Genomic DNA, 1,505 nt, shown 5'->3' on the forward strand with positions numbered 1-1,505 from the left:
GCCGCCGTACCCCCACAGGCTCTTCGTGACGGGCTTGATCGTCGTCGCGCCCGCGTCGAGGGCGGTGCCGACCAGTGAGTCGACCGTGGACGGCTGCGACACCACGAGCGACAGCGTGAACCCGCGGAAGCCGGTCGTCGGTGCCTGCGACGCGCGGACGCGCACCCGGGTACCCAGGCCGAACGCGGCGCGGTAGAAGGCCTCGGCGGCATCGGGGTCGGGCACCTCGATGGTGACGGACGTGATGGCGGCGGCAGCCGCCTGGACGGAGGTGGTGGACGTGCTGGTCATGGTCGCTCCTTAACATTCCGTGAGCCAGGTATTCGTGGTAGTTGAACTACCGTTTTGGTAGTAGTACTATCACCAATATGGATCGAGATGTCAAGCCGCACCGAACGTACGACGGAGCCGCCCGCCAGGCGCGTACCCGCCGCACCAGGGCGGCCGTGGTCGAGGCGGCCCAGAGCCTGTTCGTCGAGCGCGGCTACGCCGCTACGACCATCGATGCGATCAGCGACCGCTCGGACACCCCGCCGACGACGGTATACCGGCTGTTCTCCTCCAAGCTCGGGATCCTCAAGGCCCTGCTCGATGTCTCGATCGGAGGTGACGACGACGCGGTGGCCATGGCGGACCGCCCGCAGGTCCGTGCGCTGTTCTCAGCCGATGACCCGAAGGGCCAGCTGGCGGCGTTCGCCGCGCTGCTGCGCCAGGTCATGGCCCGTGTCGGGCCCGTGCACCGTATCCTCGCCGACGCGGCCCGGTCCGACCAGGACGCGGCCTCGCTGCTCACCGAGATCGCCCGGCAGCGCCACGAGGGGCAGCAGGGCATCGCCCGCTCCCTGTCTGGTTCGGGATCCCTGCGGCCCGGGATCGGCGAGCGCGACGCCGGCGACATCATCCACGCCCTGGCCTCGCCCGAGGTCTACGGCCTGCTCGTCACCGACCGGGGCTGGAGCGCCGAGCGCTACGAGACGTGGCTGCGGTCGATCCTCACCGACCAGCTTCTCCCGTAAACGCGTCGCCGGGAGGGCGTCAGGCCGGGGCCGCGCCGAGTTGCTGCATCATGGCGGCGCCGTCAAACTGCGTCCAGATGTCGGTCACGCGACCGTCCTTGAGACGGTAGAAGTTCATGCCCTCGACCCTGATCTTCTGGCCGGAGGCGGGGATTCCCATGAAGTCCTGTTGCAGGGAACCGGTCACGACCCAGCGGGTGGCGACGGTGTCGCCGCTGGCGATGATGTCCTGCAGGTCTTCGACCAGGTCGGGGAAGATCGTCTTGAAGCCCGCGACCTTGTGCTTGAAGCCGGCCAGCGTCGGCTCGTGGTCGGGTGCCGGATTGTGGTCGACCACGCCGGGATCGCAGAGCTCGTCGATCGTCGCCTGGTCGGCCGCGCGAAACGCGTGCTCGAAGCGCGTGACGATCTCGATGTTGTCGGACAAGGCCAGCCCCTATCTCTCCGTCGGTTTTGATGTAGCAACTGATTGGTTGCCATATTATAGCA

2 protein-coding genes and 1 pseudogene are annotated in these 1,505 nt (G+C 67.8%); 1 reads left to right on the forward strand and 2 read right to left on the reverse strand.

Annotated elements, in window-relative coordinates; genetic code table 11:
- Positions 1-291: pseudogene (locus tag VGJ24_RS04985) on the reverse strand (hypothetical protein); the annotation flags it as partial.
- Positions 292-368: 77 nt separating this feature from the next.
- On the opposite strand from VGJ24_RS04985, the gene VGJ24_RS04990 reads away from it, so the two are divergent.
- Positions 369-1,016 (forward strand): helix-turn-helix domain-containing protein, encoded by a 648-nt coding sequence (locus tag VGJ24_RS04990; protein ID WP_331499397.1) that lies wholly within the window; start codon positions 369-371, stop codon positions 1,014-1,016.
- 19 nt (positions 1,017-1,035) lie between these two features.
- Here VGJ24_RS04990 and VGJ24_RS04995 read toward each other — a convergent pair whose 3' ends face one another.
- Positions 1,036-1,443, reverse strand: a complete 408-nt coding sequence (locus tag VGJ24_RS04995; protein ID WP_331499398.1) for an ester cyclase — start codon at positions 1,441-1,443, stop codon at positions 1,036-1,038.
- Positions 1,444-1,505 lie beyond the last annotated feature (62 nt).

It is taken from the genome of Nocardioides sp., from assembly GCF_036493135.1.
Taxonomy (GTDB): Bacteria; Actinomycetota; Actinomycetes; order Propionibacteriales; family Nocardioidaceae; genus Nocardioides.

What these genes read in the sequence shown, in the direction of transcription:
- VGJ24_RS04990 (WP_331499397.1), top strand. Translation starts at nt 369, where the DNA reads ATGGATCGAGATGTCAAGCCGCACCGAACGTACGACGGAGCCGCCCGC.